The 25,123-nt window shown below is 69.4% G+C and carries 24 protein-coding genes; 12 read left to right on the forward strand and 12 right to left on the reverse strand.

Annotated features, from left to right (window positions below):
- Positions 1-26 precede the first annotated feature (26 nt).
- A complete protein-coding gene (locus H7J06_RS28520; RefSeq protein ID WP_264042806.1) occupies positions 27-1,664 on the forward strand; it encodes a hypothetical protein in 1,638 nt (545 codons plus the stop codon).
- 189 nt (positions 1,665-1,853) lie between these two features.
- Here H7J06_RS28520 and H7J06_RS28525 read toward each other — a convergent pair whose 3' ends face one another.
- Together H7J06_RS28525 and H7J06_RS28530 are read right to left on the reverse strand one after the other, a co-directional pair.
- Positions 1,854-2,126 carry a hypothetical protein gene (locus tag H7J06_RS28525; RefSeq protein WP_264042807.1) on the reverse strand — a complete coding sequence of 91 codons (273 nt, stop codon included), beginning with the start codon at positions 2,124-2,126 and terminating at the stop codon, positions 1,854-1,856.
- Positions 2,127-2,399: 273 nt separating this feature from the next.
- A complete protein-coding gene (locus H7J06_RS28530) occupies positions 2,400-3,074 on the reverse strand; it encodes a TetR family transcriptional regulator (RefSeq protein WP_264042808.1) in 675 nt (224 codons plus the stop codon).
- A 134-nt stretch (positions 3,075-3,208) separates the two neighbouring features.
- On the opposite strand from H7J06_RS28530, the gene H7J06_RS28535 reads away from it, so the two are divergent.
- Positions 3,209-4,843 (forward strand): amidohydrolase, encoded by a 1,635-nt coding sequence (locus tag H7J06_RS28535; protein WP_264042809.1) that lies wholly within the window; start codon positions 3,209-3,211, stop codon positions 4,841-4,843.
- A 12-nt stretch (positions 4,844-4,855) separates the two neighbouring features.
- Here H7J06_RS28535 and H7J06_RS28540 read toward each other — a convergent pair whose 3' ends face one another.
- Together H7J06_RS28540 and H7J06_RS28545 are read right to left on the reverse strand one after the other, a co-directional pair.
- The gene (locus H7J06_RS28540; RefSeq protein ID WP_264042810.1) at positions 4,856-6,466 is read right to left on the reverse strand and encodes a sensor domain-containing protein; all 1,611 of its coding nucleotides are present in this window, start codon (positions 6,464-6,466) and stop codon (positions 4,856-4,858) included.
- A gap of 220 nt (positions 6,467-6,686) precedes the next feature.
- Entirely contained in the window at positions 6,687-8,168 is a 1,482-nt protein-coding gene (locus tag H7J06_RS28545; RefSeq protein WP_264042811.1) for an MFS transporter, read from the reverse strand.
- 126 nt (positions 8,169-8,294) lie between these two features.
- Here H7J06_RS28545 and H7J06_RS28550 point away from each other — a divergent pair, with 126 nt between their 5' ends.
- Positions 8,295-8,954, forward strand: coding sequence for a L,D-transpeptidase family protein (locus H7J06_RS28550; protein ID WP_264042812.1), 660 nt, complete (start codon positions 8,295-8,297; stop codon positions 8,952-8,954).
- A 1-nt stretch (position 8,955) separates the two neighbouring features.
- On the opposite strand, the gene H7J06_RS28555 is transcribed toward H7J06_RS28550, so the two are convergent.
- Complete coding sequence (locus H7J06_RS28555; protein ID WP_264042813.1) at positions 8,956-10,002, reverse strand: SAM-dependent methyltransferase; 1,047 nt, start codon at positions 10,000-10,002, stop codon at positions 8,956-8,958.
- A gap of 123 nt (positions 10,003-10,125) precedes the next feature.
- Between H7J06_RS28555 and H7J06_RS28560 the strand changes: the two genes are divergently transcribed.
- Positions 10,126-10,974 (forward strand): UbiA family prenyltransferase, encoded by an 849-nt coding sequence (locus H7J06_RS28560; protein WP_264042814.1) that lies wholly within the window; start codon positions 10,126-10,128, stop codon positions 10,972-10,974.
- A gap of 15 nt (positions 10,975-10,989) precedes the next feature.
- Here H7J06_RS28560 and H7J06_RS28565 read toward each other — a convergent pair whose 3' ends face one another.
- The 5 genes from H7J06_RS28565 to H7J06_RS28585 form a co-directional block, all read right to left on the reverse strand.
- Positions 10,990-11,736, reverse strand: coding sequence for a GAF and ANTAR domain-containing protein (locus tag H7J06_RS28565; RefSeq protein ID WP_264042815.1), 747 nt, complete (start codon positions 11,734-11,736; stop codon positions 10,990-10,992).
- 46 nt (positions 11,737-11,782) lie between these two features.
- Positions 11,783-12,490: an ANTAR domain-containing protein gene (locus H7J06_RS28570; RefSeq protein WP_264042816.1), complete on the reverse strand. Its 708-nt coding sequence runs from the start codon at positions 12,488-12,490 to the stop codon at positions 11,783-11,785.
- A gap of 91 nt (positions 12,491-12,581) precedes the next feature.
- Positions 12,582-13,154: a hemerythrin domain-containing protein gene (locus tag H7J06_RS28575; RefSeq protein WP_264042817.1), complete on the reverse strand. Its 573-nt coding sequence runs from the start codon at positions 13,152-13,154 to the stop codon at positions 12,582-12,584.
- A 24-nt stretch (positions 13,155-13,178) separates the two neighbouring features.
- Positions 13,179-13,304 (reverse strand): hypothetical protein, encoded by a 126-nt coding sequence (locus tag H7J06_RS28580; RefSeq protein ID WP_264042818.1) that lies wholly within the window; start codon positions 13,302-13,304, stop codon positions 13,179-13,181.
- Between the two features lie 116 nt (positions 13,305-13,420).
- Positions 13,421-14,779 carry an NAD(P)/FAD-dependent oxidoreductase gene (locus H7J06_RS28585; protein ID WP_264042819.1) on the reverse strand — a complete coding sequence of 453 codons (1,359 nt, stop codon included), beginning with the start codon at positions 14,777-14,779 and terminating at the stop codon, positions 13,421-13,423.
- A 112-nt stretch (positions 14,780-14,891) separates the two neighbouring features.
- Between H7J06_RS28585 and H7J06_RS28590 the strand changes: the two genes are divergently transcribed.
- On the forward strand, positions 14,892-16,010 hold the full coding sequence (locus H7J06_RS28590; RefSeq protein ID WP_264042820.1) for an alpha/beta hydrolase: 1,119 nt from the start codon (positions 14,892-14,894) through the stop codon (positions 16,008-16,010).
- A 10-nt stretch (positions 16,011-16,020) separates the two neighbouring features.
- On the opposite strand, the gene H7J06_RS28595 is transcribed toward H7J06_RS28590, so the two are convergent.
- Positions 16,021-16,719, reverse strand: coding sequence for a TetR/AcrR family transcriptional regulator C-terminal domain-containing protein (locus H7J06_RS28595; RefSeq protein ID WP_264042821.1), 699 nt, complete (start codon positions 16,717-16,719; stop codon positions 16,021-16,023).
- Positions 16,720-16,798: 79 nt separating this feature from the next.
- Between H7J06_RS28595 and H7J06_RS28600 the strand changes: the two genes are divergently transcribed.
- A complete protein-coding gene (locus tag H7J06_RS28600) occupies positions 16,799-17,077 on the forward strand; it encodes a hypothetical protein (protein ID WP_264042822.1) in 279 nt (92 codons plus the stop codon).
- A 62-nt stretch (positions 17,078-17,139) separates the two neighbouring features.
- Positions 17,140-17,511: an SRPBCC family protein gene (locus H7J06_RS28605; RefSeq protein ID WP_264042823.1), complete on the forward strand. Its 372-nt coding sequence runs from the start codon at positions 17,140-17,142 to the stop codon at positions 17,509-17,511.
- On the opposite strand, the gene H7J06_RS28610 is transcribed toward H7J06_RS28605, so the two are convergent.
- Entirely contained in the window at positions 17,501-17,971 is a 471-nt protein-coding gene (locus H7J06_RS28610; protein WP_264042824.1) for an Lrp/AsnC family transcriptional regulator, read from the reverse strand. The two genes, H7J06_RS28605 and H7J06_RS28610, sit on opposite strands and share 11 nt — an antisense overlap.
- Positions 17,972-18,107: 136 nt before the next feature.
- Here H7J06_RS28610 and H7J06_RS28615 point away from each other — a divergent pair, with 136 nt between their 5' ends.
- The 5 genes from H7J06_RS28615 to H7J06_RS28635 all read left to right on the forward strand — a co-directional run bounded on the left by H7J06_RS28615 (position 18,108) and on the right by H7J06_RS28635 (position 25,042).
- Positions 18,108-21,596: an indolepyruvate ferredoxin oxidoreductase family protein gene (locus tag H7J06_RS28615; RefSeq protein ID WP_264042825.1), complete on the forward strand. Its 3,489-nt coding sequence runs from the start codon at positions 18,108-18,110 to the stop codon at positions 21,594-21,596.
- A 259-nt stretch (positions 21,597-21,855) separates the two neighbouring features.
- Complete coding sequence (locus tag H7J06_RS28620; protein ID WP_264042826.1) at positions 21,856-22,104, forward strand: hypothetical protein; 249 nt, start codon at positions 21,856-21,858, stop codon at positions 22,102-22,104.
- A gap of 125 nt (positions 22,105-22,229) precedes the next feature.
- Complete coding sequence (locus tag H7J06_RS28625; protein WP_264042827.1) at positions 22,230-23,411, forward strand: zinc-dependent alcohol dehydrogenase; 1,182 nt, start codon at positions 22,230-22,232, stop codon at positions 23,409-23,411.
- Positions 23,412-23,497: 86 nt separating this feature from the next.
- Positions 23,498-24,475 carry a pyridoxal-phosphate dependent enzyme gene (locus H7J06_RS28630; RefSeq protein ID WP_264042828.1) on the forward strand — a complete coding sequence of 326 codons (978 nt, stop codon included), beginning with the start codon at positions 23,498-23,500 and terminating at the stop codon, positions 24,473-24,475.
- Between the two features lie 228 nt (positions 24,476-24,703).
- Positions 24,704-25,042 (forward strand): hemophore-related protein, encoded by a 339-nt coding sequence (locus tag H7J06_RS28635; protein ID WP_264042829.1) that lies wholly within the window; start codon positions 24,704-24,706, stop codon positions 25,040-25,042.
- Positions 25,043-25,123 lie beyond the last annotated feature (81 nt).

Raw genomic sequence — 25,123 nt, forward strand, 5'->3', positions numbered from 1 at the left:
CCCAACTCGCCTCGGAGGCTGCCCACATGATCGTGTCATTCCGCGTGATCACCGCTGCAACGGCGATGGCCTCCAGCGCACTTCTTTTGGCCACCGGCGTCACCGCGGCCGCCGAACCTCCGGCAATTCTCCGCGCGGATCTCCGGCCAACCTTGCCCACACCCGACGTGCTCCCGGTGTCGCATACATCCACTCCGGCCGATGCCGTGAACACGGGGATGATGCTGGTGGCGGTCGGCAGCCCGGCCGATGTGGTTGCGGCGCTGCACCACTGGCCGACGGAACCCACTGCCGGCGCATCGGCGAGCGGTGGGTCGCGGTCTTGGGGTGCGGCACCGGGTCTGCGTGGCACTGCCGCTCCCGAGGAGTTTCTCGCCTCGCCGACTCCGCGCAGCGGTGGGCTGCGCGCGGCGAGCACTCCGGCACCCGGAGCGTCTTCTGGCGCCGGGATGCAGGCGCAGCTGGCCATGGTCGGTTCGCCGGGGTTCGCGCTGTTCACCTCCACGGGAGCGTTCTTGGGCCTGATCGGTCCCGGCGGACTGCTCATCGGTGACGGTGTGCTGCCCGGGCAAAACGGGGGTGTGTTCTTCGGCAACGGCGCCGCGGGGGACCTGCCCGGCGTGACCGGCGGCAACGGCGGTCTGTTCTTCGGCAACGGTGGCGCGGGCGGGGCCGGCGCCAACGGCGGCAACGCCGGACTGATCGGAGCTGGTGGGGCCGGCGGCGCGGCCACCAAGCTGGGCCACGCCGGCGGCAACGGCGGAGCCGGTGGGTCCTTGTTCGGCAACGGCGGCAACGGGGGCGCCAGCACCTCGGGTACCGGTGGCACCGGCGGCAGCGCGGGCGCCATCCTGGGCAACGGCGGAAACGGCGGCAGCAGCGTGACCGGCTCGGGTGGGGACGGTGGTGACGCGGCCACCATGTTCGGCAACGGCGGCAGCGGAGGCACCTCGGGCTTGGGTGGTGACGGTGGTGACGGTGGTGACGGCGGTGACGGCGCCTCGTTGGCCGGCAACGGCGGTGCCGGCGGAAACGGTGGAAGAGCGGTGGCCGGCGGTCCAGCTGGCAACGGCGGCAACGGCGGTGCCGGTGCGGACTTCGGAAGCGGAGGTGCCGGCGGCACGGGTGGAGATGACCTCACTGGCGTCGCCGGCGCGGTCGCCGGCAATGGGGGCGACGGCGGCAACTCGGTCATCGGCAACGCCGGTAACGCCGGTAACGGAGGCAACGCTGCGACGGTTGGCGGCACGGCCGTCGGAGGGCGGGGCGGCCAAGGTGGCAACTCCGCTGGTTCGGGCACCGGCGGTGCCGGTGGGCGTGGCGGCAACGCGACCTCCGGCAGCGGTGACGCCACCGCCGGTGGTGCCGGCAACGGTGGTACCGGTGGACTGACGGGCAACGGCGGCAACGGAGGAAACGGCGGCAACGCCTCCGCTGGTGGCGTCGCGCGCGGTGGCGACGGCGGTAACGGCAACACCGGCGGTCTGGTCGCACCGGGTGGACACGGCGGCAACGGGGGTAGCGCCACCGGTGGCACGGCGGGCATCGGCGGAAACGGGGGACACGGCGGCCGGGGTTTCGGCGACAGCGGCGGGGCAGGCGGAGCCGGCGGCATCGGTAACACCGCCAACGGAACCGACGGTGCCGGCGGCAACGCCGCGTGACCGACGCGTGCGGCCGCCAGTCATCCGCCGAATCGACGCCGTGAACCCGACCCGGGATCGGTAGACTCGAACGCGTCGCGCCCCGCACATTGGCGCACGTCGAACCGCCCCTACGTCACCACGTGGGGGCGGTTCGTCGTCGTCCCCATGCAGGCCCAGATGGGCGCCGTCGTCGACGCTCCGCTGAACTCACCGAGCAGCTCGATGTCGATAGCGTTGGTAGGCGTTGCCGCGTGCCAGGCCTAGCACGTCGCCGATCTCTCCCCACGCCACACCGGCGTCACGGGCGGCGTCCACGGCGATCTGCAGTCGATGCTGCGCCCCTTGGACTTCCGAGGTGCCCCCGGTTGCGGTCGCCGTGGCCAATCGGTTGTGCGCAGTGCGCACGACCGACAGTAGTGAGTCTTTGCCGTGCGCGAAGTCCCTGACGCTGGCGCGGCTGGTGTCGGTCGGACTGAACATCTACACCCCCAAGGGGAACGTGACCCCGATGGCGCGGTCCTCGGCCGCCATCCTTGAACACGTGCTCGGATCGCCAGTCGCGAGAGGGGTCGGAGTCCGCGCCTGCATCCACAGACCTCTTCTTGCCGTACTGGCGGTACCACCACTCGGCCTGAAGGTGGTGTACCTCTATCCCTTCATCGCAGACCCCGGCGAATTCGTTAGCGCCAGGTCGAAATTCCTCGTTGGGCAGGGACGACGACGAGACGGTGCGCCGCCGTCGTCGTCAGCGGGTCACGAGGATTCGAACTGTTCGAGGCGGTTTCGCAGGCCGTCGATGAGTAGGCGTAGTCCGACGTCGAACGTCACGTCTGCCGCGGTGGCACCCTCCGCCTTCGCCGTCGCCTTACGGGCTTCGAGCGCGGCGTGCATCGTCGGCGCTCGGTCGGCAAGGGCACCGGGTGCCTGGTTGTCCTCCGGTGCGAGAACGTCGAGAGCCGAACCGATGATGAAGGACTCCAGCGCGATGACCACCGAGGCCAGTTCCGACACGGGCCATCCTTGGCGCCGAAGGGCGCTGAAGATGACTTCGTAGTTGAGGAAGACGACTTCTTCGTCACCGAGGGGCAGGATGGCGAGCAACGCGATCGTCTGTGGATGGGCCGCGAAGGCGTTTCGGTACGCCCAGGCCCACGGTACGAGCGCGTCGTACCACGGCAGGTCGTCGAAGTGATCCACCTGGAAGCTCAGGGCGATCCTTTCCCGCATTGCGTTCACCACCTCGTTGCGGTTCGCGACGTGGTTGTAGAGCGCAGGCGGTTGCACGCCGAGGCGTTTGGCGAGCTGCTTCATCGAGAAACCCTCGGTGCCAGCCTCTTTCGACAGCTCGAAGGCACCGTCGATGATGAGGTCACGCGTCAGGATCGCTTGCTTCGGCCGGCCGGCACGTCGCGGCGATGCTGCGCTCATGACCGCAGCTTAGGCGATCCGTTGACGGAATCAGTTGCTCGCGGTACCGTCCGGCGGTACTTATTTACACCCATTAATTTAAGTCGAACTCACCGCGTCATGCGTCCACGATTCCCTCGACAGAAAGTAGTCCCATGGCGACCACGGCTTCGATGATCATTCGGGATGCGAACATCCGGACACAGAACCCGGCCCAGCCGCGGGCCGAGGCCGTCGCCTTCGACGGGGACACGATCATCGCCGTCGGCTCGTTGGCATCCGTCCTCGAGTTCCGCGGTGCCGCAACCGAAGTGGTCGACGCCGCGGGCCGCACCTTGACGCCGGGGCTCATCGACGGACACATCCATCCGTTGATGGGTGCGGCGGCAACTCGAGGGGTGGACTTCGGCGGGATCACCACCATGCCGGAATTCCTCGCGCGGTTGCGCACCGAAGCCGATCGCATCCTCCGTGACGACCCCCAGGCTTGGCTCCGCGGCTGGAACGTCGACTACGGCATCTTCGCCGGCCGCCCGATCACCGCCGAGGAAATCGAGGACGCCGTTCATCGGCTGCCCACCGCCTTGTACTTCTTCGACATGCACACGGTACTGGCCACCTCGGCAGCGCTGACCCAAGCGGGCGTCACCGGCGCGGTCCACTTCGACGACGTGTCACAGATAGTCGTCGACGTCGACGGCCGTCCTACCGGCGAGGTGCGCGAAGCCACCGCCTTCGACTACGTCCTGGCGGCCGCTCCGGTGCTGACCCGTTCCGACGGCATCGCCATCAGCAGAAGGGTTCTCGCGCAGCTCAACTCGTCGGGCATCACCGGAGGCTGCGTCATGGACGGCGACGCCGAAGCGATCGACTTCCTCGAAGAAATGGCGGAAACCGGACCCGGTCTTCCCGTTCGATTGGTGACCGCGTTGCGGCACGGTCCCGAGCGGGACGACGACGGTGTCGCCGAATACATCTCGTTACGAGATCGGAGGGGACGCCGGTGGCGCGGTGGCGTCATCAAGATGTTCCTCGACGGCGTCATCGACACGGGAACCGGTTGGCTGTCGGAGCCCGACACCATGGGCGAGGGACTGCTGCCCTTCTGGCCGGAACCCGCGCATTACGCCAAGACCGTCGAACGGTATGCCGCCGCGGGGTTTCAGATTGCCACGCACGCGATCGGCGACCGCGCGATCAGCGCGGCCATCGACGCCTACCTGGCGGTCGGGGTGATCGCGAAGAATGGTGTCCCCCATCGCATCGAGCACTTGGAGTACCTCGCCGACGAGGACCTGCCGCGGCTGGCTGCCGCGGGCATCACGGCGTCCATGCAGCCACTGCATCTCCAATGGCGCAAGGCCGACGGCTCGGACTCGTGGGCGACTCGCCTCGGGCCGGAACGCACCACGCGGGCGTGGCGCATCCGTGACGTCTTGCGATCCGGGGCGCCGCTTGCCCTGGGCTCCGATTGGCCGGTGGCGCAGCTCGACGCGCGGATTGGCATGGCGTGGGCCAGACTTCGTCGAACTCCGGGTGACCGCGACGGGTTCGTCTTCGAACCGGATCAGTGCCTGACGGCCCAGGAGGCACTGGACGGATTCACGACGTGGTCGGCAGCCGCCCAGGGTGACGGGGGCCAGCTGGGCAAGATCGAGGTGGGCTTCAAGGCCGACGTCGCGCTGTGGGGCGACGACCCGGTCGCGGTCGACGCCGACGATCTGGTCGACGTACCCGTGCACCTCACCGTCGTCGGCGGTGAGCCGGTGCATCGCCACGACGACGTGTAAGTGCGTCGTCGGTCACGGGGTGTTTCGGAGTTCCCCGATCCCCGGCGTCGGCGATGCCGCCGTCGCCGCCGCGGTGGCGTCTGGTCCGGGCGCGAAACGCGTCTGGCCCGGCCCGGCGGCCTTTGCGGCATACATCGCCGCGTCGGCGTCGCGGAGCAGCTCGAGGGCATCCCGATGTTCGTCGGCTTCCACCATCGTCACTCCGATGCTCGCGGTGACGGCGACGCTCGTGTCCCGGTAGGTGACGGGCGTGGCTGCAGCGCAGTGCAATCCACGGATGCACTCGTCGACGACCCGTTGGTCGACGGGCGCGAAGAGCAGCACGAGGAACTCGTCGCCAGCCAGTCGTGCGATGACGTCGTGGTCGCGCAGGGTGTCGCGCATGCGCGTGGCGACCGTGGTCAGCACCGCGTCACCCGCGCCGTGCCCACGGGAGTCGTTGACGGACTTCACCTTGTCCAGATCGATGAACAACACTGCCCGGACGCGACGATCGGCGTCAGGGGCGATCGCGCTCGCCAGCAGACCCAGCGCGTTGGGTCGATTGGGAAGACCGGTCATGGGGTCGTGGTCGGCGGCGTGGGCCAGTTGTTCGCTGGCGAGCTTCTGCGCGGTGACGTCGACGAAGGTGCAGAGGATCGGCGATTGCGGCGGGTCGAGTTGGTTCAGCAGCCGAACGCTGATGGACAGCCAGAGCCGTCGGCCGTCCTGGCGGTCGACGCCGATCACGCAGTCGGTCTGCGGTGCCCCGGATGCGATGGCCACCCGAAGCGGATTGCGTTCTCCGACAATGGGTTGCCCGTCCTGGTCGAAGACCGGAATGTCGGCGGCGAATGGCGCGGTGCCCTCGGTGACGCCCTCGAAGATCCGCCACGCCGTCGGGTTGGCCGAGGACATCACTCCGGTCGGATCGAACACCACTACTCCGGCGTCCATGGCCGTGACCACGGACTCGAAGTGTCGTTCGGCGCGGCGCAGGGCGGTCATGTCCGCACACACGAAGACATAGCCGTTGTCGGTTTCGGCGGCGGACACGCGAACCGATCGTGATGTGCCGTCGGCGGCGACGTGCGTGGTGTGCAGCACGTCGCCGAGTTCCAAGACGGACCGCGCGTCGAGGCTGGTTCCGACCGCGTTGCTCACCGGAAGATCGAGCACGTCACCGAGGCTGCGGCCGTAGATCGTCTCCGCGGCGGCATTCCAACTGGTGACCACCCCCGCAGCCGTGACACCGATGATCGCGTCGCTGACGTGGTCCAAGAGGGCCGCCTGATACTTCAGAAGCGTGGCCGCCTTGACGTTCGTCAGGTCGCGGAAGGTGGTGACGATGGCCGGACGGCCGTCCCAGTCGATGCGCATCGACGTGGCCTGCACGTCGCGCGCCGATCGTCTCGGTCGACCCATCACGACCTCCGTCGGCGTCGAGGAGTCGCCCTCCCGTCGTAGCCCCTGGAGGCGGCGTTCGACCCCGGGGTAGGAGTCCTCGTGGACGAACTCGGAGACCCGTCGTCCGATCAGTCCGACCGCCGGATCCACGTTCATCCAGCGAACGGCCGCGGCATTGGCGAAGACGATCTTCCCGTCCGCGTGGACGCAGATGCCGTCCGATGACATCTCTGCCATGCGCTCGAAGCGTCCTTGGAAGACCCGCGAATCGTCTGCGCGCGCATTGGCGGTATCCGTGTCACCCGTTCCCATGCATGGCTCCCCGCGCGCTCCCCGAACGCCTTCAAGGCTACGTGCCGTCAGCTCGACGCGAGGAGGCATTGCGCCGAGTGCCCGGAAACGGTCACGCGTCCGTCATCTCGAGCGGCCACGCAGTGGGTCTCGAGCGGCGAGCCGGTCAGCCCCATTCGTGGTTCATGGCGCGCGAGTCGACCGCGGCCTCGGGTGACACGTCCTTGCGGATGCCGCTGCGGGACAGGGCAATCAGCACCATGGCCAGCCCTGCGGTGACGGCACCGCCGACGAAGATGACGACGAATGCGTGTTCGGCGGGCAGTCCGGTGCCGGCCACCGCGCGACCGAGCAGGACGGCCACCAATGCGGCGGCGACCGAGCTGCCGACGGTGCGGGCGATCGCGTTGACGCTGGTGGCGACGCCGGTCTCGGCGCCGTCGACCTCGGCGACCACGAGCGCGGGCAGGGCGCCGTAGGCGAGGCTGATGTAGGCGTTGGTCCAGATGCCCGCCACGATGACCTGCCACGGTTGCGAGTGTGCGAGCGCCAGCCACAGGAACCCGACGATGCCGGCCAAGGCGCCGCTGACGAGGATGGGCCGCGCGCCGAAGCGGTCGATGAACCTGCCGCTGAGGGTCGCCGTGACGAAGCCGGCCATCGCCCCCGGAAGCAGATACACCAGGCTCGCGTGGAGGACCGATGCGCTGAAACCGTATCCCGCCGTGGCACGGTCGACCTGAACGAACTGAGTCAGACCCAGGAAGCCGAAGTACAGGCCCATGCCGACGAAGACCGTCGCGAGGTTGGTCAGCAGCACCGGTCGGCGGGTCAGCATCTCGGTCGACACCAGCGGATGCGGTCGTCGGCGCTCCCACGCCCACCACGCCACCAAGACGATCACCCCGAGGGTCGCCGAGCCGATCGTCGCAGGCGCCGACCAGCCCCACGAGTTGCCCTGGGTGATGGTCAGCAGGAGCGCGGACAGGCCGGTCGCCAGCCCGGCTGCTCCCCACCAGTCGATCGTGCCGGTGGCGGTGCTTCGGCGAGACGGGATGGCGGTCACCGCCGCCACGATCACGACCACGACGAATCCCGTCGTGAGCCAGAACACGCGGTGGTACCCCGCCGCTCCGTCCATCAGCAGGCCGGTGACCACCAGACCCACGCCGCCGCCGAACCCCAGCGTGCCGGACAGCACTGCCAGAGCACCGTTGACCTCGTCCGCCGGGAGTTCCTCACGAAGGATCGCCACGCAGATCGGATACAGCGAGTACGACACCCCCTGCAGCACGCGGGCCACGATCAGGAGGGCGAGCGCCGACGTCGTCGCCGCCAGCACCGAGCCGGCAAGGACGACGGCGAGCACGCCGAGCAGGACGTGCTTCTTGTTGTGGAGGTCGGCCAGCCGGCCGATCAGGGGCGTCGACGCGGCAGCCGCGAGGAGGTTCGCCGTCACCGCCCAACTCACGGCCACCGACGACGCGTTCAGCTGCTCGGCGATGATTCCGAGGATCGGCACCACCGCCGTCTGTAGCACCGCCACGGTCAGGGCGACCAGACTCAGCGCCGCGACGAGTGCCCCTGGCCTGGGGTGCGACGACGTGCTCCTCGTACACCGGGGTGCGTCGGAGCCGTTTCTTCGCATGCCTAATTGTTTCGTCCATCCGACCCCGGTGCGAGGTCGGGGTGCGAAAGTTCGCCGGTCTCGCGGCGCTGCAGTGCAATTGACCGCGCCGACCCGGCGCGTCGACGTCCGAGTAGGGTCGCCGGTATGGGGATCGCAGCACGGACCTGGCGTGCGCTGGGACTGGCACCCATCGTGTTGGCAATGGCGACGTCTGCGCCGGCCCGGGCGCACGCGCCGGGTCAGATGATCGTCGTCAGTGCACCGTCCGCGACGTCCAGCACCGGCAGCCTGAGCGCTTACGAGCGCGTGAACGGGACGTGGGAGCAGGTGCTCGGTCCGATGGCGGCGATGCTGGGGGAGCTGGGCGTCGGTGCGTCCGAGGACGACGTGTTCCGGACCCCCGTGGGTACCTTCCCGCTGGGCCAGGCCTTCGGGCGGCAGCCGGACCCGGGGACTCGAATGCCGTATTTCCAAGCCACCGACGAAGATTGGTGGGACGAAGACGTCGACTCTCCCACCTACAACACGCACGTCCACGCCGCCGAGATCGACTCCGAGGATGCCGAGAACCTGTACGACTCGGGCGCGATGTACGACTACGCCGTCCTCGTCGACCACAACCCCCAACGCGTTCCCGGCCGATCGGCCGGAATCTTCCTGCACGTCTCCGACGGCGACCCGACGTGGGGCTGTGTGGCCATCGACCGCGCACAGATGAAGTCGGTCTTGCAGTGGCTGGATCCTGCTGCGCATCCACAGATCACCATCGGCGTCGCGCTCGTGGGGCCACCCACGGGGGCGTGAGTCAGCGCGGTTCCCTTCTGGCCACGTACATGGCCTGCCCGGGGATGCGGAGGATGCGGATCCGGCGGGCTGCGCCGAACCCGGCGTCGCGGAGCCAGCCGTACAGCCGGTCCGGGGTGTGCACTCGTGACCCCGAGCTGAGGTACATGAACAAGCCGAGGACGTTTGCCTGGGCCGAGCTGCGCCGGCTCGGCTCGGCGAAGGCGTCCATGACTGCCAGCGTCCCGCCGGGCGCGAGCGCGTCGTGGATGCGAGAGAACAGCGCAACGGTCTGCTCTTCGGACAGGTGGTGGAGGAGATTGAAGCAGAGCACGACGTCGTACCCGCCGCCCAGGTCGTCCGTCGTCGCGTCCCCGTCCCGGTGCTCGACCCGGTCGGTCATCCCCGCGCGGGCGATGATCTCGCGACCGATCTCTGCGCTTCCCGGTAGGTCCAGGACGGTCGCGGTCAGCTGCGGATGGCGTCGGCACAGCTGCGCCGAGTACCAACCGTGCCCACCGCCGACGTCCAGCAACGACCGCGAATCAGCGGGCAACGGAAGCTTCTTCGCGACCTCGTCGGCGCTGAGCCGGGCGAGCTCCAGCTGCCCGGCGACGTAGCGCCGCCAGTAGGGGTCACCGGGGGGCGCCTCGTGATGCCCGGCGGGCTGGCCGCTGCGGGTCACCTCCGCTAGGTCGGACCACCAGTCCCAGTAGTCAGACGTCCCCGCGACGTACTGCGCGACCGACAGCGCGGAATTCGGGTCCAGCCAGCGCCGTGAGGAACGGGTGAGCCGGTAGCGGTCACCGCGGGCCGCGACGTGGCCCCCCGACCGGAGGCAGTCCAGCAGCATCCGGGTCGGTACCGGGTCCAGATTCAGGTCGGCCGCGAGCTCGTCCGCCGTGGCTGGTTGCTGCGCCAGGCGGGCGGTGATGCCGGTACGCACACCGGCGATGAGCACCGCCGACAGGGCCATCCCGCCCCACGCCTCGCCGGCGGCGGTCGGGACCACGCCCGCCCGCAGCGCCAGCCATTCGAGGGGATTGGCGCCTCGCAGAGCAAGCCTCACCTTTAGGACCTTCCGTCGTGGGGCACTCACCACCACGTCAGTGGTTCATCTCGCGCTTACCCGCTGCCAAGACGACCAAGCGCACGACCCGAGCGGACATCGACGACCACGGTGCGCAACCACATGGAACGACCCCCCGCCGATCCCTCCTTCGCGAACCGGGCGCGAGCACTCCTCGTCGCCAGCCATCCATGGCCGTCGCTGGCCATCACGGCCCTGGTCACCGTCCTGGCGGCGCAGGCGGCACCGCATGGCATCGGGCCCGTGCTGACCGGTCCCGCGATGCTGGCCGGCCAACTGTCGATCGGCTGGTGCAACGATGCGTGCGATGCCCCCCGTGACGCGGCGGCTGGGCGCACGGGCAAGCCCGCCGCCACGGGTGCCATCAGCGTGCGGGCGGTATGGATCGCGGCCTACGTGGCGCTGATCGCCGCACTGGCAATGGCCGCGGCCGTCAGCGCCCGGACCGCAGTTCTCCTGGCGGTGATCATCGGCGCAGCGTGGGCATACAACCTGGGACTCAAGTCCACCCTGGCGTCCGGGCTGGCGTACGTCCTGGGGTTCGGTCCGATCCCCGCGTACGCGGCCAGCACCCTGCCGGGCCATCCGGTGCCGGCGTGGTCGGTCACCGCGGCGGCAGCGCTGGTCGGGCTCGGCGGCCACTTCGCCGACGTCTTCCCCGATCTGGTCGCCGACCGGGCGACTGGCGTCGCCGGCCTGCCTCAGCGGGTGGGGGCCTGCTGGGGTGCCGGTGCGGTGCGTACGTGCGCGCTGGCGCTGCTGCTGTCGGCGTCCGCGCTCTTGGTCGTGGCGTCCACCCGCCCGTGGGTGTCCGGGCCCGGGTTGGCTGCCGCCGTCCTGCTTGCGGTAATCGGGGTCCGCGGTGAGGGCCGGGTGCCGTTCGCCGCCACGTTCGGCATCGCCGCCGTCGACGTCGTGGTGTTGGCCGCGGGCGGATTCACGTCGACGTGACGACGCGCGCCGCGGTCAGACGTGGAGCCGTCGCATGGCGTCGAGGATCGGGCCGCGCGCGGTCGGGTGCGCCATCAGGCGCCGGGCGACGTCGCTCATGTGCTCGCCGTGCACGCGCGCGTACTGCCGGAGCAGGACGAACGCCGTCTCCACCGAGATGCCGAGACGTTCCCGCAGGTAGCCCTTGGCCTGCTCCACCAGCACCCGGCTCTGCAGCGCGTGGTGCAGGTGCGGCAGCACCGTCGCGGGGCTGGGGGAGCGTTCCTGCAGGATCGCCACGCAGGCCACGTGGGTGAGGGTTTGGCCGACGAGTTGGTCGGCCTCGTTCAGTTCGCCGGCCCGAGTTCCGAACAGGCCCATGGCCCCCAGCACGGTGCCGGCCGCGCGCATCGGCAGGGCGTGCACCGAGGCGAAGCCGGCGCGGGTGGCGGCGTCGACGAAGCGGGGCCAGCGGTCCGCGGCGCCGTGCAGGTCCGCCACCGACACCGGCTGGCCCGTCGTGAAGCAGTCCAGGCAGGGTCCCTGCTCGGCCTGAAGTTGGAACAGCTCGAGATCCCGGGCCCTCTCCGAGGTGGCCGCCATGAGGTGCAGTTCCCCGCCGGGGTCGGCGAGGAGCAGACCGGCGGCGTGTACGTCGAGGACCTGGGTGCAGCTCTCGGTGAGCTGAGTCAGGAGCTCGACGACGTCGTAGTCGTCCAGCAGGGTGTCCACCAAGGTGACCACCGCCGCCAAGACCTGTGTCTCCCGCGGAAGTTCGGTCATGGGCGTGCGCTCCCGTCGCCCGTCGTCGTTCGTGTCGTCGGCCTCATCAATCGGCGTCCAGCCGGAGACGGCGCTCGATGATGTCGCGAGCGACGTCGGTCGCGCTGCGCCCGGTGGCGTAGGCATGCGCCCGGAGCCGGACGAGCGCTTGGGACGGGGACACGTCGAGCTGGGCGACCAACATGCCGGTGGCCTGACTGACTTCTGCCCGCGCGAACTGCGAGAGCTCAGCCCACGCCTCGCTCGTCGGGTCGTTGATTCCCGCCACCGACTCCTTGGCGAGCAGATCCATGAAGGGCACGGTGGCCATTTGCGCCGCGACCAGGGCGCCCGCCGACGTCTCGGCATGCCAGTCGCCGGGCAGGGTACGGAACAGGTCGAGTGCGCCGACGTACTCGCCGGCCACCACCACCGGTGTGGCGTAGACGCTGCGGATGGTCTGCGCCACCAGGGCAGGGCGGAACGCCGGCCACCGCTGCTCGTCGGGGTGCGCCAAATCGACGGCCGCCACCGGTCCCCGGAGTTCGACGGCGTCGAGACAGGGTCCCTCGCCGTAGGTGAATTGCAGCTCGTCGTAAATGCGCGCCGTCGGGCTGGAGACGCCGACCGTGCCCATGTTGATCCCGTCGAACACCGCCGAGATGGCCGCCGCGTCGACGTCGAACAGCATCACGCACGCCACGCAGAGCTGGTCGGCGGCGGCGAGGCCACGATGGTCGCCCACCGCGGCCATCAGCTGATCGTGCACCGTCACGTCAGTTCCCAGCAGATGAATGGCTCATGGCTCAAGCATGCGCCATCCAACGCCGCGCGACGCGGCATGGGGTGAAGTCGTCGGTAAGGGATCACTGACCCTTCAGGCTCCCGATCCCCAGCGAGGTGTCCTTGGTCTGGGCCGAGTCAGCCTCGACGCCGTCGACGTAGGCCTGCGGATCACGGTCGGAGATGTCGAGGCCACGCGTGGTGGGGTGGCTGGTCATGAAGGCGTCGTACTGACGACCGAGCGCTTCCCGAAGTCCGGCGGGGGCGTGCTTGCGGAAGTCGGAGAGGCCCTCGCGCTCCTCTTCACCCATGTGTTCGTCGTTGGCCTTGCGGGCCCGTCCCACCGCGGCCCACCACTCGTCGCTGCCGATCTCCACGTCGTTCGCGTCCCGGACGCCATCACGGATGTCGTTGTGGTCGCCGATTGCGTCGAGGGTCTCCCCCTCGGGATCGTCGTGCCCGCGCGTGAGCAGCTGTGGATAGAAGATGGCCTCTTCGGCGTAGGCGTGCACGTCGAGCTTGTCGCCCAGCGGACCCCACACCCGCTGCAGGTCCTCCGGCCTCGGGTGGGCGCGGGCCTGCAGGTAGTCGAGCTTGGCGAACTGCTCGCGGAACCACTCGTGGTCGGCGAGGATCAGCCTGGTGATGTCGGCCATGGGAACTCTGCGAACCGTGGTTCGTCAGGCCGCGGGGGCGGCGGGTGAGGTGCAGTCCTCTACGTATTCGTAGCCGCAGGGACGGCACGACACCTCGTATCGCAGGAAGCCGCCGTCGCCCTCCTGGAACGAATAGTCGGCTTGGACCATGCACCGCGGGCACCGTGCCGTGCCTCGTTCGACCACGCTCATCGGCAGGGCCTTTCGTCCAGGGCAGCCCCTCGGCTGCCTGCGCGGACGGAATACCCCTCGGGGCCGATCGTCAATCACTCACCGCGGGACGGCTCGACCGCGCGTAGCGACACCGGACCGCAGGCCGACCAGGTGTAGGGCTGGTCCGGGGTGGTCGCGCTGCCCAGCATGAACGTTCGGTCGGTGCGTCGGGCCCGCGCGATCGTCGCCAGCCAGGTGGCCACGGTGCTGACGCGGTTCTGCACCCCGGTGAGGAACGCGATGTGGATGAAGCCCCAGCCCAGCCAACCCAAGACGCCCGTGAGCTTCACGGGGCCGGCCTGCAGCAGGGCGTGGCCGCGGCTGATGTAGGCCGCCGAGCCCAGGTCGCGGTATCGATACGGCTTGCGGGGCTGGCCCCGTCGGTCGCGTCGTAGGCAGGCGGCGACGTGCAGACCGCCCTGCATGGCGTTCTCCGCCACCCCCGGCAGGTGGTCCCGGCCGACGAGGTCGCCGATGACGAAGACCTCTGGGTGTCCCGGCACGGTCAAGTCCGCGTCGACGGCGATCCGGCCCGCGTGATCCGACGCCGCACCGAGCACCTCGGCCACCCTCTTGGCGAAGGGCACCGCTTCCACGCCCGCCGTCCACAGCACCGTCCGCGCGGCGTAGTCCTCGCTGGCGCCGCCGGCCTTCGGGGTGACCGTGATGCCCTCGCGCCGGACGTCGGTCACGTGCACGCCCATGTGCATCTCGACGCCGAGGTCCTCGAGGATGGTGGCGGCCTTGGCGGCCAGGCCGGGGGCGAAGCCGCCGAGAACGCACTCGCCGCCGTCGAAGAGCAGCACGCGGGCGTCTTCGGGCTCGATGCTGTGGAATTCGTGGGCCAGTGCGCGGGTCGCCATCTCGCGGATCTGGCCGGCCAGTTCCACTCCGGTTGGCCCGCCGCCGGCGACGGCGAAGGTCAACCAGCCGTCGCGTTCGGGGCCGGGGGCGAGCGTCTCGGCGATCTCGAAGGCGGCGAACAGTCGGCGGCGGATCGTCAGTGCGTCGTCGAGGGTCTTCATCCCCGGTGCCCACTTCGCGAAGTCGTCGCGCCCGAAGTAGGACTGCCGCATGCCGACGGCCACCACCAGCACGTCGTATTCGAGCTCGAAGGTGCTCTCGTCGGGGCGTCGGGCCGTCACGCGGCGGGCGTCGGCGTCCAGCTCGACGGCCTCGCCGAGAAGGGTGGTCACGTTGCGGTGGCCCGCCAGTTCCTCACGAAGCGACCTGCTTATTTGGCCGATGCTCAGCGTCCCGGTGGCGCATTGATAGAGGAGCGGTTGGAAGACGTGACAGGCCGCCCGGTCGAGGAGTGTCACGTCGACGTCCTCGCCGCCGAGGCGGCGCGCGCAGAACAGCCCGCCGAATCCACCACCGATGATCAGCACCCGCGTCCGACCGTTGCTCATCGCTCGACAGTACGCAGCGGGGCGTTTCGGCCGGTTCGGTGCCGGGTAAGGAGCAGGCCAACGCTGCAGACCAGTCGGCGTCCCCGACTGCCGTCAGCGAAAGGCGCGCGCCATGACCTCCTCGACGATCTGGCGAATGCCGCGACTGCATCCCGTCGACCTGGTGCTCGCCACCACCCGCGCGTACTCGGCCCTGCCCGTGGTCGGCAAACACCTCGAACCGTTTGCGGGTTTGACGGCGATGGCGCTCTGGGGTGGCCACTACGCACCCGCTGCGGCACGCGCGGCGCTGAGCCGTCGCACGGCCGTCGCCGCGGCACCGGTCGCCGTGGAGCCGGGCAGCCCGAACGCCGGTCGAGTCCCGCCGTACCTGCGTGCGCGCGGACAGAAGCGGAAGTGCTTGTACGCCAGCTCCGTTCGATACGGCGACCATCCGGCGCAGCTGCTCGACGTGTGGCGTCTGCCGGACCTGCCGCCCGATGCACCGGTGTTGCTGTTCGTGCCGGGAGGGGCCTGGGTTCAGGGCACGCGAGTGCTCCAGGGTCATACGCTCCTGGCGCATCTGGTGAGTCAGGGCTGGGTGTGTCTGACCATGGACTACCGCGTCTCTCCGGTGCACCGCTGGCCTCGGCACGTTCAGGACGTCAACGCCGCGATTGCGTGGGCGAGGGCGAACGTCGACCAGTACGGCGGCGATCGCGAATTCGTCACCGTGGCAGGGTGTTCGGCGGGTGGGCACCTCGCCGCACTGGCGGCGCTCACTCCCGGCGACCCGGCCTTCCGTGGCGAGCTCGCCACGGACGCCGACACCTCGGTCGACGCGGTCGTGGGGATCTACGGGCGGTACGACTGGGAGGATCGCTCGACCGCGACGCGGCGCAACTTCCAGGGGTTCCTCGAGCGGGTCGTGGTGCGGCGCAGCCAGGCGCGCCACCCGGACGTCTTCGCGGCGGCGTCTCCGATGGCGCGGATCACCGCCGACGCACCGCCGTTCTTCCTCGTCCACGGTGAGCTCGACGCCATCATCCCGGTCGACGAGGCCAGGCAGTTCCGCGCCGCACTCGCGGCGGTGTCGCGAAACGCGGTGCAGTACTCCGAGATTCCTCGTGCCGGTCACGCCTTCGACCTGGTCGACTCGTCACATGCCAGGCGGGCCGCGGTGGAGATCTCGCGCTTCCTGACCGGGGTGAGGGAGCAGCACTGTCAACGAGGTGCCGTCGCCGCGGTGTGACACCCGGCCCCTAGGGCGCCGAGGCAGCAAGCCCCCTGAGGAGCAGTTCGAGAACGGCTTCGAACGACGACTGCACCATGTAGGCGCCCAGGTGCGGTGCGGCGGCGTGGGTGTGGGGGTGGTCGTCCTGCGGCAGGCGGATCGCCAGGTCCCGCCACGAGGTCTTGTCGGCGGTCTGAATCTCCGCGGGCAGCGTGGCGGCGGCACCCTCGAACATCGCCTGGCCGAGCATGGCACCGGAGATGGCGCCGAACCACTTGGCGGCGGTCTCCTCGTCGAAGCCGCCGTCGCGCAGCAGCCCGAGAGTGAGCTCGACGGCGCGAATCTCGTTGGGCAGACCGGTCGTCCGGCTTGCGACCGCCAACCCCGCGCGGGGAAAGTCTCGCGCGTAGACCGAGAACAGCACACGGGCCAGCCCCGCCAGCGAGTCCAGCCAGTCCGTTCCGGGTGTCCAGCGATCCAGGCCCAAACCGATCATCCGGTCGCCCACCGCCCGCACCACGTCGTCGACGCCGGTGAAGTAGCGGTAGAGGGCCGACGGGTCGGCGCCCGCGGCCGCGGCAAGGGTGCGTGCGCTCAACACGGCCGCACCCCGGTTCTCGATCAGGTTGACGGCCGCGTCGACGTAGACCTCGCGCGACAACTCGGTTCCGCTCGAGGTGCGCCGGCGTCGTCGCCCCGCCACGTGTTGCCTGCCCGACTCGGCCACGGTTGTGCGCTCCTTATGTCAACACCGTTGACGTCAACGTCTCGATGCCGAAGTCTGGGGCGCCAAGGGGGTGATATCGGTGCCTGACAGACATCCGACAGTTCGTAATTTTAGGCGCGTCGCGGGGCAGGCCGGACACGTAAATTACTACGTCGAGGTCCAGGCCGACGGCGACGACTCACGCCACCTCGTCTTCGCGGGCAACATCTTCGTCGGCCCCGTTGTCGTGATCAGTACCGACGCCGAGGGGCGCAGCACGCACGAGGTGGTCGACCACCCTCGGCGGTTTGGTGAGTTCGTGTCCTCGGACTGGGTCGACCGCTTCTTGGAGTCCTGGCACGCCGCCCAGGCGGCCTGACGGTTTGACGGGCCGACCCGCTGGGAAAAGCGGAAGGCCATGACCCCGTGTGGCGTAGGCCAATGCTGACCACGGCGCGCACCGTCGCCGCTCCCCCCGAGTCGGCGTGGCGGGTGCTGACCGACCTGTCCGCGTGGCCCACGTGGGGGCCGACGGTGCAGCGGGCCCAACTCGACGACGCGGGGCCTCTACGGCTCGGCTCCCGCGGCAAGGTGTGGACGCCGATCGGGGTGCCACTGCCGTTCGAGATCACCGAGTTCGACGAGGGCAGCGCGTGGGCGTGGAAGGTGCTCGGGGTGCCCGCGACGCGCCACGTCGTGACGGCTCATTCGCGCGGGTGCCGCGTGTCGTTCGGCGTGCCGCTGTGGGCGCCGGCCTATCTGCCCGTCTGCGCGGTGGCGCTCAAGCGAATCGACGAGCTGGCTAGGGCCTAGCGAGCTCCTCGAGCAACGGTTTGGTGCGGTAGGCGACCACCTCGTGCATGGCCACCGACATGGTGGTGCGCTCGACGCCCGGCACCGCAAGGATCAGCCCGGCGACCCGGTACAGGTCGTCGGCGTCGGTGGCGACGACGCCGATCAACAGGTCGGCGGCCCCCGACAGACCGGTGATCTGGGTGACCTGGGCGATGGTCTCCAATTCGACGAGCACCTGGTCGAGCCGATGCTGGTCGACCACCGCGGTGATGAACGCCTTCAGCGGATAGCCGAGGTCGCGCGGTGACACGCAGCGGTCGATCGGCGCGAGGACTCTTTCGTCGTCCCACCGCGCCAGCCGTGCGGCGACGGTGTTGCGGGCCAAGCCCAGCGCGGCGGCCAGTTGCACGCCGGTCGCCCGGGGGAACTCGCACATCGCAAGGAGCATTCGTGCGTCGGTGCGGTCGAGCTTCGCCATGTCGCCCAGTATTACACGTCACACTTTGACGGTAATGGGCAACATGCTCAACGAGATCGACATTGCTTGCTCACTATGCATACCGATGGTTCCCTTGAGTCAGCAATACGCGCACTGCAATCAAGGTGGTGATTACATGACGGATCTCGACACCCGCCCCACGGACCGCCAGCCCTACGAGTTGGGCGATCGCTACCGCGCAGGATCGGGGGCGGTCGTGCTGACCGGCGTCCAGGCGATCGCCCGGGCACTGGTCGAGCAGCACGAGCGCGACGCGCGTGCCGGCCGCCGGGTGGCGACGTTCGTGTCCGGCTACCAGGGCAGCCCCCTGGGCGGCGTGGACCGGATGCTCGCGGGCATGCCCGAGGTGCTGCACGCCAACGACATCACCTTCGTGCCCGGTGTGAACGAGGAACTCGCCGCCACCTCGGTGTGGGGTAGTCAGGCCGATTTGGCGAGCTTTGCGGAGTCCGCCGGGCTCTCCCGTTCCACGCCGAAGTACGACGGGGTCGTCGGCGTGTGGTACGGCAAGGGGCCCGGCCTGGACCGCGCGACCGACGCGCTGCGACATGCCAACATGTACGGCGTCAATTCCCATGGCGGAGTGCTGCTCCTGGTCGGTGACGACCCGGCGTCGAAGTCCTCCACCGTGCCCGCCGTCAGCGAACGGTCCCTGGCCGCGCTCGGCATACCGGTGCTGTTCCCGCGCAACGCCCGCGAGATCGTCACGATGGCCATGCACGGCGTGGCGATGTCGCGGGCCTCCGGGTGCGTGGTGGCGCTCAAGATCGTCGCCGACGTGGCCGACGGCGCCTGGTCGGTCGACGCAAGCATGGCCGACGTCGACGTCGTGGTGCCCCAAGTGCGTTGGGATGGAAGGCCTTTCACCTACCGGCAGCGACCGATGGCCGCGCCCGCCAGCAGTCTGGATGCCGAGGCGGATCTCTACGGTCCCCGCGCCGAGGTGGTACGTGCCTACGGTGCCGCCAACGGTCTCGACGTCGTCGAGCTCGACCCGCCCGACGCGACGATTGGCATCGCCGCCCCGGGACCGACGTTCGACGCGGTGCGTCAGGCACTCGCCGATCTCGGTGCCGACGACGGGGCGCTCTACCGGGCAGGGGTCCGGCTACTGCGCATCGGCATGCCCACTCCGTTGGGGCCCGATGCCGTCACGGCCTTCGCCCAGGGCTTGGCCGAGATCCTCGTGGTGGAGGACAAGACGGCGTTCGTCGAAACCCAGGTGCGCGAAATCCTTTATGGCACTTCGGATGCGCCGCGCATCATCGGGAAGAAGGACGCTGCCGGACGGCTGTTGATCCCCGCGGGTGGCGAACTGACCGCGGGCCGGTTGGCGGCGCCGTTGCGCCGCGTCCTCGCCGGCCGGCTCGAGCTGAAGAAGCCGCCTCCTCCTGCGCTGTCGCTCGACGTACTCACGGCCACGCGGGCGCCCTACTTCTGCAGTGGCTGCCCGCACAACCGGTCGACCGCGGTGCCCGAGGGTTCGCTGGCCGGCGGCGGGATCGGCTGCCACACGATGGTGACGATGTCGGATCGCACGGACAGCGCCGTCACCGGCCTCACCCAGATGGGCGGCGAGGGCAGTCAGTGGATCGGTCAGGCTCCGTTCACCGAGGTCGAGCACCTCTTCCAGAACGTCGGCGACGGGACCTTCTTCCACTCCGGCCAACTCGCCCTGCAGGCGTGCGTCGCGGCCGGCGTCAACATCACCTACAAGCTGCTCTTCAACGAGGTCGTCGCCATGACCGGCGCGCAGAACGCCGAGGGCGCGCTGACCGTCGCCGGGCTGACGCACAAGTTGACCGCAGAAGGCGTCAAGCAGATCATCGTGTGCGCCGACGAACCGCGGCGCCACGACCGGCGCGCGCTGGCGAAGGGTACCGTCGTCTGGCATCGAGACCGGCTCGACGACGCCCAGAAGCGGCTTCGCGAGGTCAAGGGCGTCACCGTCCTCATCTACGACCAACACTGCGCGGCCGACGCGAGGCGGCAGCGCAAGCGCGGGACCCTGCCCACCCGCACCACCCGCGTGGTCATCAACGAAGCGGTGTGCGAGGGCTGCGGCGACTGCGGCGTCAAGTCCAACTGCCTGTCGGTGCAGCCGGTCGACACCGACCTCGGCCGCAAGACGCGCATCGACCAGACGTCGTGCAACACCGACTACAGCTGCCTCGACGGCGACTGCCCGTCGTTCGTGACCGTGGAGGTCAAGCCGGGCAAGCGTTCGACCCCCCGGGCCACCCCCGCGCCCCCGACGCTCCCCGACGTCGACGTCGAGCCGATCACCTCGACCCATAACGTCTTCTTCGCCGGCATCGGCGGAACCGGCATCGTCACCGTGAACCAGGTTCTCGCGACCGCGGCGCTGCGGGCCGGCTACGAGGTGGAGAGCCTCGACCAGATCGGGCTGAGTCAGAAGGCCGGACCCGTCGTGTCGCACCTGAGATTTGCCGCGGGCCGGTGTGAGCCGTCCAACCGGCTCACGCCGGGGGCCGCGGACTGCATCGTCGCCTTCGACCTGCTGGCGGCGGTGGACGGCAAGAACCTCGCGTACGGCGACCCCGCCCGGACGGTCGCCGTCGCGTCGACCAGCAAGACGCCGACCGGGGCGATGGTCTACGACAAGTCGGTCCAGTACCCCGAGACGGCGTACCTGCTGGACCGGTTGGGCCGGGTGTCCCGCAGCCTGCACTCATTCGACGCGCTGGAGGCCGCGCAGGCCCTGTTCGGCGGCACGGCCGCGGCGAACTTCCTGCTGATCGGCGCCGCGCATCAAATGGGGGCGCTGCGGCTGCCCGCGGAGTCGGTGGAGGAGGCCATCCAGATCAACGGGGTCGCCGTCGACGCCAACCTGGCGGCCTTCCGGTGGGGCCGCGTCGCGGTGGCCGACCCGTCCCGCTTCGCCGAGGTCGTCGCGCCGGCGCGGAGCCGCCAGCCGGTGGCCCCGCCCGCGTACCTCCTTGCGGGGACCGCCTTCACCGGTCGACTCGGGGATCTGGTGTCACGGCGAGCGGCCGACCTGGTCCAGTTCCAGGGCGATCGGGTGGCTCGCCGATACGTCATGGTGATGCACGCGGTGTGGACGGCGGAGCGCGCCGCGTCCGACCGCACCGAGTTCAGCGAAGCCGTCGCCCGCGGACTCTTCAAGTTCACCGCCTACAAGGACGAGTACGAAGTCGCCCGACTGCTCACCGATCCGCAGTTCGTCGACCGGGTTCGCGCGGAGTTTCCGACCGGTGAGAAGCTGACCTACCGACTGCACCCGCCGATGTTACGAGTTCTGGGCCGGGAGAAGAAGATCGGCCTCGGCCCGAGGGCGCACGTGGCGTTGCGTGTCCTCGCCAAGGGAAAGCGGTTGCGGGGCACGGCATTCGACCCGTTCGGCTATGCCCACGTCCGCCGGGTGGAGCGTCGGCTGCGCGACGAGTACGAGCTCGTCGTGACGGAGTTGGCAGCCGGACTGAACGGTGAGAACTACGACCGGGCAGTCGAGATCGCCGCCCTGCCGGACGTCGTTCGTGGCTACGAGGGAGTGAAGCTGGCCAACGTCGACGCCTACCGTGCCCGACTGCGCGAGCTCGGGGTCAACCAAAGGCCCAGCTAGCAAAGGGAATTTCGCCGGCAACGGTGTAGCGTGGGATGCGGAGCGACACGCAGGCCGGCCTGCTCGTCACTCAAGCCCTTGGTGGTTTTGGCATCAAGCTTCCAAGGGCGCTCCGCCTGTCAGGCGCCCCCGGACCCCGGGTCACCGAATCCCCGTCGCGTGACGAACGCGTCATATCCGCCGAAGTGTTGTTGCCCCGTCGTGCGGTGGTTCAGAATGTGAACCGTCGGGGAAACTTTGACAGACGGGGGAACGAACCATGAGTGACGACACGGCCAGCAGCGAGGGTGACGCACCTGCCGGTGTGGGCATCACCACCCGCGTCCGCGTGTTCCCCAGTTCCGACCGGGAAGTGCACGGGGTGATCGTCGACGACTTCGGGGAATCCATCGGCATTCCGGTCGAAATCGGCGGCAACCGCATCGCCGGGCCCGCACGCCGTTGGGCCGTCATGCTCGACGACGACAACCTGCTCTTCGTCGACACCGAAGACCTCGAGGCGGAGTGACGTCCGCCGCCTGACTCCTCGCCGGACGTCCGTCCGCACCCCACGGTCGCCAGCGCGTTTTGCGGTCCCTGGCGCGGGTAACTGCCAGGCACCCAAGCGTTGGGCAGATGGCGGACGGAGTAGACGTGAAGGCAGTGACGTGGCACGGCAAGCGCGACGTACGGGTGGAGCAGGTGCCCGATCCGAAGATCGAGGAACCGAACGACGCGATCATCGAGATCACGTCCACCAACATCTGCGGCTCTGACCTCCACCTCTACGAGGTGCTCGGCCCGTTCATGACACCCGGTGACATCCTGGGCCACGAGCCGATGGGCATCGTTCGCGAAGTCGGTAAGGACGTGTCGAACCTGGCGGTGGGCGACCGGGTGGTGATCCCGTTCCAGATCTCGTGCGGGCACTGCTTCATGTGCGACGCCCACCTCTACACCCAGTGCGAGACCACGCAGGTCCGGGATCAGGGCATGGGCGCCGCCCTGTTCGGCTTCTCCGAACTCTACGGCGCCGTTCCCGGCGGGCAGGCCGAGCTGTTGCGGGTGCCCCAGGCCCAGTTCACCCACATCAAGGTGCCCGACGGCCCGCCGGATTCGCGCTTCGTCTACCTCTCCGACGTCTTGCCCACCGCGTGGCAGGCGGTGCAATACGCGGACATTCCCGACGGCGGCACCGTCACGGTGATCGGGCTCGGTCCCATCGGCGACATGGCGGCGCGCATCGCGCATCACCTCGGCTACGACGTGATCGGCGTCGACCTCGTGCCGGAACGCCTCGCGCGGACCGCCGCCCGCGGCATTCGCACGGTCAACGTCGCCGAGATCGACTTCGCCGTCGGAGACGCGATCCGGTCGATGACCGACGGCCGTGGCACCGACTCGGTGATCGACGCGGTCGGCATGGAGGCGCACGGGTCGCCGGTGACGAAGGTCGCCCAGCAGGTGACGGGACTGCTCCCCGACGCCCTGGCCAAGCCGTTCATGAAGACCGCGGGCGTCGACCGCCTCGGTGCCCTCTACTCCGCCATCGACGTGGTGCGCCGCGGCGGCAACATCTCGGTCATCGGCGTGTACGGGGGAGTGGCGGACCCGATGCCGATGCTGACGATGTTCGACAAGCAGGTCCAGCTCAAGATGGGCCAGGCCAACGTCAAGCGATGGGTCGACGACATCATGCCGCTACTCGGCGACGACGACCCGTTGGGCGTCGACGACTTCGCCAGCCACGTCCTGCCGCTCGACGATGCGCCCCACGCCTATGAGATCTTCCAGAAGAAGGAGGACGACGCGGTCAAGATCATACTGAAGCCGTGACGAGGACAACCGCCAGAGGCGTTGCGGTCAACGCGTTTTCGCGGCCGCGGCGCCGGTAGCGCGGCGAGGAGGCAGAATCGTCGGCGATGAGTGATCACGGACGAATCGATCTCTGTGCCCTCCCGACGCCGCTCGAGGCGGCACCCCGGTTGGCGTCGGCGCTGGGGCTGGGCCCCGAGGACCTGTGGGTCAAGCGTGACGACCTGGTGGGGCTCGGCGGCGGTGGCAACAAAGTGCGCAAGCTGCAGTACACGGTCGCCGCCGCCATGGCCGACGGCGCCACCACTCTCGTCACCACGGGTGCGGCGCAGAGCAACCACGCCCGACTCACCGCTGCCGCCGGGGCCAGGCTGGGCCTCGACGTCGTGCTGGTGCTCGCCGGCACCGGCGGGGCCGTCGCCGGGAACCTGGCGTTGAACTCGATCCTCGGCGCGAGGATCGTCTGGGCGGGCGACGTCGACTCCGAGGAGTTGGAGCATCGCGCGGCGTCGATCACCGAGCAACTGACCGCGGACGGCCGCCCGGCCGGCCAGATCCCGTTCGGCGGGTCGAGCGCGATCGGTGCCCGTGGATACGTCGACGCCGGGCGCGAGCTGCTGGACCAGATGCCCGACCTGACCCAGGTGGTGGTGGCGGTGGGCTCCGGCGGCACCGCGGCCGGTCTGATCCACGCCCTGGGCGCCAACCGGGTCCTCGGCGTGCACACCGGGGCGGTGCCCGATCCCGGGGCGCGGATCGCGGACCTGCTCGCCGGGATGGGCGGCCCGAGTGTTCGCGACGGTTCCGCGTTGCGGCTGCGCACCGACCAGGTTGGCGCGGGCTACTCGACGCTCACCGAACCGGTCAAGGACGCGCTGACGCTGGCGGCGCGGACGGAGGGGCTGATCCTGGATCCGGTCTACACGGGCCGCGCGCTCGCCGGGCTGGTCCAGGCGGTCGGCGAGGGCGACGTCCGTCCGGGCGAGCGGACGGTGTTCCTGCACTCCGGAGGATTACCGGGGCTGTTCGGCTCCGGTGCCGCTATGTCGTGGGCGGGCTCGCTCGGTGACGGCGAGGAAAGTTAGCGAATTCGGGGCGCACGGGGCCACGGAACCTCGGCTGCCCGTCGGGACGGGTTTAGCCTCGACCGATTGCGGCAAAATAGCTACGGTGGCTAACCAAATCGGCGTCCGGGCGACGATGCGCGGATTTTGCCCTCGGAGAAGATGTAACGCGGGGGCCGTCGCCGACGGTTAAACTCGTGACGACACTTCGATGATGCCGTCGTGTACACGTGTCGGAAGGTGGACGGAATGACTTTGACAATGAAGATGGCCGCTGGCTTGGGTGGTTTGGCTCTCGCCGCACTGGCGGGAAGCGGAATCGCGTCGGCGGCTCCCGGTGACGCAGTGATCCTGAACTCGACGTGCACCTACCCCCAGGTGATCGCGGCAGCCAACGCCCAGGATCCGGCCGCAACCGCGGCGCTGCAGAACGATCCCGCGGCCAACGGGTTCCTCCAGGGACTCGTCGCCTCGCCCCCCGGATCGCCCGAGCGTCAGCAGAAGATCGACTTCGTTCGGAGCTTCCCGCAGGCGGCTCAGTTCAACGGGCTGATCATGTCCGTGGCGACCAGCTGCAACAACTACTGACCGGCTGAGCAAGGCGGGGCTGCCGCAACGCAGCCACCGACACGAATGCCCACCTCCGAGCAATGTCGCTCAGAGGTGGGC

Source organism: Mycolicibacterium hodleri, assembly GCF_025822245.1.
Taxonomy (GTDB): Bacteria; Actinomycetota; Actinomycetes; order Mycobacteriales; family Mycobacteriaceae; genus Mycobacterium; species Mycobacterium hodleri.